At 53.7% G+C, this 5,509-nt stretch carries 4 protein-coding genes; all 4 read right to left on the bottom strand.

Annotated features, from left to right (window positions below; all coding sequences use genetic code 11):
• A partial coding sequence (locus NG42_RS23480) for an amino acid permease (RefSeq protein WP_052899390.1) occupies window positions 1-662 on the bottom strand: 662 nt, incomplete at its 3' end.
• Between the two features lie 68 nt (window positions 663-730).
• A complete protein-coding gene (gene brnQ, locus NG42_RS10410) occupies window positions 731-2,050 on the bottom strand; it encodes a branched-chain amino acid transporter carrier protein BrnQ (protein WP_052899240.1) in 1,320 nt (439 codons plus the stop codon).
• Window positions 2,051-2,522: 472 nt separating this feature from the next.
• Window positions 2,523-3,842, bottom strand: coding sequence for a branched-chain amino acid transport system II carrier protein (gene brnQ, locus NG42_RS10405; protein ID WP_052899239.1), 1,320 nt, complete (start codon window positions 3,840-3,842; stop codon window positions 2,523-2,525).
• A 403-nt stretch (window positions 3,843-4,245) separates the two neighbouring features.
• Window positions 4,246-5,349, bottom strand: coding sequence for a cobalamin-independent methionine synthase II family protein (locus NG42_RS10400; RefSeq protein WP_052899383.1), 1,104 nt, complete (start codon window positions 5,347-5,349; stop codon window positions 4,246-4,248).
• Window positions 5,350-5,509 lie beyond the last annotated feature (160 nt).

Raw genomic sequence — 5,509 nt, 5'->3', positions numbered from 1 at the left:
GTGATACCAATAATTTCAATACCGCCATAAGCAAACATCACCATTTGTAGCGACAGCAGCATACCGACGATGCCGTGGGCAAAGAAGCCGCCGTTAGTCCACAGGTTATGAATACCGGTTGGCTGACCGCCGTTGCCAATTCCCCAGATAATGATGCCGAAACCGGCGAGGATCATGATGATAATGGTGGCAACTTTAAAGAAGGAGAACCAGAACTCCACTTCGCCAAACACTTTCACACTCAGCAAGTTGATGCCACCGATAATCAGCACCACGCTCAGTACCCAGATCCAGTGCGGCACATCCGGGAACCAGACGCCCATATAGATGCCGAAGGCGGTGACATCGGCGATGGCGACGATCAGAATTTCAAAACAGTAGGTCCAGCCGGTGATATAGCCAGCCAGCGGGCCGAGATAATCCTGTGCATAGCGTGAAAACGAGCTGGCCTGCGGATTATTAACCGACATTTCACCCAGCGCACGCATAATGATATAGGCAACCGCGCCGCCAATAATGTAGGCCAGCAGCACGCTTGGCCCCGCCATTTTAATGGCATCAGCCGAGCCGTAAAACAGCCCGGTTCCGATTGCCGATCCTAAAGCCATAAAGCGGATATGGCGCGTGCTCAGTCCGCGTTTGAGCTTGTTCGTTTCTTGCATAGCGACTTATCACCTGTGGAAATGAAAAAACCACGGGCATGCCCGTGGTTAAAAATAAACCTGCTTGATTACTGGTGCGCGGTTACGTGCTGACGCCCCATGACGCGATCAACAATCGCGACAACCACCAGAATTGCCAGTGACGGCGGCAACCACGCCAGTCCCTGCTCGGCCAGCGGTAAATGCTGAATCCAGGCGGGCAGTACATCTTTAAAGCCGGTGGTTTTAATCGCGTCAATGATACCAAAAATCAGGCTGATCAGCATCGTCGGCGCGATAATCCGGCTGCTTTTATTCCACCAGCTCAGAGTAAAGCTCAGCACCACCAGCACAATACACGGCGGATAAATGGCGGTCAGCACCGGAATCGAAATCTGAATCAGATGGCTCAGACCGAGGTTTGACACCAGCATCGAGAACAGACCCAGAATAAACACCAGCGCACGGTAAGAGAGCGGCAGATACTGCTGGAAGAATTCAGCGCAGGCGCAGGTCAGCCCCACCGCCGTTACCATACAGGCGACAAAAATCAGCGCAGCAAGGAAGAAGCTGCCCATACCACCAAAGGTGTGCTGAACATAATTGTGCAAAATCATCGCGCCGTTGGCATTCTGATCGACAATGCTGGCGCTGTGTGAGCCCAGTTTAAACAGGCTGAGATAGACCAGCGTCAGACCGACACCGGCAATCAGACCCGCCAGCACGGTGTAACGCGTCAACAGACGCGCATCACTGACGCCACGTGAACGCGCAGCATTAACAATGACGATACCAAACACCAGCGCACCCAGCGTATCCATAGTCAGATAGCCCTGCACGAAGCCATTGGAGAACGCAGCATGCTGATAAACGTCCGTCGCCGGTGCAAAATCACCGGCTGGCCACAGCATCGCCGCCACGCCAAGCACGCCCAGCGCAACAATTTTCAGCGGCGCCAGAATATTTCCAACCGTATCAAGCAGCTTACCCGGATAGAGCGAAATCCCCATCACCAGGATGAAATAGACCAGGCTGTAGATAAACAGCGGCAGCGGGCCGTCACCGGTCAGCGGCGCGATACCGACTTCAAACGAGACCGTGGCGGTACGCGGCGTGGCGAACAGTGGCCCCACCGCCAGATAGCAGACGGTCGCCAGCAGCAGACCTGCCGCTTTACCAATTGGCGAGCTAAGCGCATCAATACCCCCACCGACGCGCGCCAGCGCAATCACGGTAATCACCGGTAAACCAACCGCAGTGATCAGAAAGCCCAGTGCAGCCATCCAGACGTGTTCACCAGACTGAATGCCCACCATTGGCGGGAAGATAATATTGCCCGCGCCGACAAACAGCGCAAAGGTCATAAAACCCAGCGCGAGGATATCTTTAGGAGTTAAACGATGTGTCATAAAAGCTGTAGTGCCTGTTCCTGATGTTGCAGTGGACGTTGTGTTTGAAATGTTGCGAACCCCGCAGCACGCTAAAATTTTCATTTATTCAGGCAACTACAGAGCATTATGCTTGCTGACGGCCTGGCGTGCAGGTGATTTGAGCTAATTTTCTTCTGTTCACAGGGGATGAATCGACAACGGCGCTAAGTTAAACGTTTATAGCGGCGGAAGGCAACACGGGATCGAAAAAGCAGAGTGATATAGCGGATAAATCCGCAAAAGCAGTGTATCACTTCAACATATGAGTAATGCACACTAGATGATTTGTATTTTTTCTGTGCAGCCTGGACTTAATTTGGTCGTTTTCACACATTCAGATGCACAAAAGGCACGGAAATCCGCGCCTGTCTGCACAACTTTACGCCAGTGCCGCGACGTTTTTACTGTATTGGCCACCAGAGCAAACCGATGGCGAAGTAAACCGACTTAGTTACTGTTGCGCGGTAACCTGCTGACGCCCGAGGACGCGATCAACAATCGCGACAACCACCAGAATTGCCAGTGACGGCGGCAGCCACGCCAGCCCTTGCTCGGCCAGCGGCAATTGCTGACTCCAGGCGGGCAGCACAGCTTTAAAGTGAGTGGTTTTTATTGCATCGAAAATACCAAAAATCAGGCTAATCAGCATGGTCGGCGCAATAATCCGGCTGCTTTTATTCCACCAGTTCAGGGTGAAGCTCAGCACCACCAGCACAATGCACGGTGGATAGATCGCGGTCAGCACCGGAATCGAAATCTGAATCAGATGGCTCAGGCCAAGGTTTGATACCAGCATCGAGAACAGACCCAGAATAAACACCAGCGTCCGGTAAGAGAGCGGCAGATATTGCTGGAAGAATTCAGCACAGGCGCAGGTCAGCCCCACCGCCGTCACCATACAGGCAACGAAAATCAGCGCAGCGAGGAAGCTGCTGCCCATACTACCAAAGGTATGCTGAACATAGTTGTGCAAAATTATCGCGCCGTTAGCATTCTGATCGACAATGCTGGCGCTGTGTGAACCCAGATTAAACAGGCTGAGGTAGACCAGCGTCAGCCCCACTCCGGCAATGAGGCCAGCCATGATGGTGTAGCGCGTTAGCAGGCGCGCATCGCTGACGCCACGTGAACGCGCCGCATTAACAATCACGATACCAAATACCTGAGCAGCCAGCGTATCCATGGTCAGATAGCCCTGCACGAAACCGTTAGAGAACGCAGCATGCTGATAAACATCTGTCGCCGGAGCAAAATTCCCCGCCGGCCACAGCAGTGCCGCCACGCCCAGCACCGCCAGCGCAACAATTTTCAGCGGAGCCAGAATATTGCCCACCGTATCGAGCAGTTTGCCCGGATAGAGCGAAATACCCATCACCAGAATGAAATAGACGACGCTGTAAATAAACAGCGGCAGCGGACCGTCACCGGTCAGCGGCGCAATACCGACTTCAAACGAGACCGTGGCGGTACGCGGGGTGGCGAACAACGGACCCACCGCCAGATAACACACCGTCGCCAGCAGCAGACCCGCCGCTTTGCCGATGGGCGAGCTAAGCGCGTCAATGCCGCCACCAACGCGCGCCAGCGCAATCACGGTAATCACCGGTAAACCGACCGCGGTGATCAGAAAGCCCAGCGCCGCCACCCAGACGTGTTCACCAGACTGAATGCCCACCATTGGCGGGAAGATAATATTGCCCGCGCCGACAAACAGCGCAAAGGTCATAAAACCCAGCGCGAGGATATCTTTAGGAGTTAAACGATGTGTCATAAAAGCCGTAATGCCTGTTGGTAATATTGCAGTGGACGTTGTGTTTGATGCGTTGCGAACCCCGCAGCACGCGAAACATTTATTCAGACCACTACAGAGCATGATGCCGGTTAACGGTCTGGCGCGCAGGTGAATTGAGCTAATTTTCTTCTGTTCACAGGGGATGAATCGACAACGGCATTAAGTAAACCGTTTATAGCGGGGAAAGACAATACGAGAGCCTGAAAGCCGTGTGATATAGCAGATAACTCTGCCAAAGCAGCGTATCACTCCAACTTATCAGTGCAGTACCTTAGATGATGGGTATATTTTTTATGCAGCGAGAGATTAACTTAGTCGTTTTCACACATTCAGATGCATAAAAGGCGCGGGAACCCGCGCCTGTCTGCACAACTTTACGCCCTTACCAGACGCTGTTTGCGATATCGACCACCAGGCGCAGTTTCGCCCACTGCTGCTCTTCCGTCAGGCTGTTGCCCTCTTCGGTTGAGGCAAAGCCGCACTGCGGGCTGAGGCAGATCTGATTGATATCGACATACTGCGCCGCTTCAGCCAGACGCTGTTTCACCGTTTCCGGGTTTTCCAGCTCGCCATTTTTGGTGGTAATCAGACCCAGCACCACCTGCTGATTGCCTGGACGGATAAAGCGCAGCGGCTCAAAGCCACCAGAACGCTCATTGTCGTACTCCAGGAAGAAGGCGTCGATATTTACCGTGCCAAACAGAATTTCTGCCACCGGCTCGTAGCCCCCTTCAGAGATCCAGGTCGAGCGGAAGTTACCGCGGCAAACATGCAGACCAATGGTCAGATCGTCCGGCTTGCCTTCAATCGCTTTATTCAGCACGCGGGCATACGTACGCGCCAGCTCTTCAGGATCGTCGCCACGCTCGCGGATCTGCTGTTTCTGGTCGTCGGAGCAGAGATACGCCCAGACGGTGTCATCCAGCTGCAAATAGCGGCAACCGGCATCATAGAAGGCTTTGATCGCATCACGCCAGGTTTGTGCCAGGTCGTCAAAGTACGCATCCAGATCCGGGTAAACCGTGGCATCGATCGCTTTACGACCGCCGCGGAAGTGCAGCACGCTCGGGCTTGGAATGGTCATTTTGGCGACAGCATCACCGCTGACACTCTTCAGGTAACGGAAATCTGCCAGCATCGGGTGATCGCCGAAGCCCAGCTTGCTGACCACACGCACGCTGTGTGCTTTGGTCTGTACGCCGTTAAACTGGATGCCCTGATCGACATCGTAGCGCTCCACGCCCTGCAGGCCGTCGAAAAAGTCAAAATGCCACCATGCGCGACGGAACTCGCCGTCAGTCACCACCTGCAAACCGCAGGCGCGTTGATGAGTCACCACATCACGGATGGCTTCATCTTCAATACGACGCAGTGCGGTGGCATCGATTTCGCCAGCAGCAAACTGCTCACGCGCCTGTTTAATTGACTGCGGACGCAGGAAGCTGCCAACGGTATCGGCACGGAATGGCGCGGTGGTTCTTTGCATGTTTTTCGACTCCTGACTTATGCGCGCGGCGCATAATTTACCTGTGAAATAATTGCTCTTGGTTATTTTAAGACTTACATAGTCCTGCCGCTGGAAATTAATTTTGGCGTGCTGAACAGCCTGCAGATTAATGATACCGCGCAGGAAGTTACCGGATATT

This window comes from Winslowiella iniecta, assembly GCF_001267535.1.
Taxonomy (GTDB): domain Bacteria; phylum Pseudomonadota; class Gammaproteobacteria; order Enterobacterales; family Enterobacteriaceae; genus Erwinia; species Erwinia iniecta.
The sequence above is the reverse complement of the archived record's forward strand: the minus strand, read 5'-3'. Positions and strand labels throughout refer to the sequence as shown.

Bases quoted from the DNA above. Each gene is read 5' to 3' on its own strand.
- brnQ (WP_052899240.1), bottom strand. From the start codon at position 2,050: ATGACACATCGTTTAACTCCTAAAGATATCCTCGCGCTGGGTTTTATG.
- brnQ (WP_052899239.1), bottom strand. From the start codon at position 3,842: ATGACACATCGTTTAACTCCTAAAGATATCCTCGCGCTGGGTTTTATG.
- NG42_RS10400 (WP_052899383.1), bottom strand. From the start codon at position 5,349: ATGCAAAGAACCACCGCGCCATTCCGTGCCGATACCGTTGGCAGCTTC.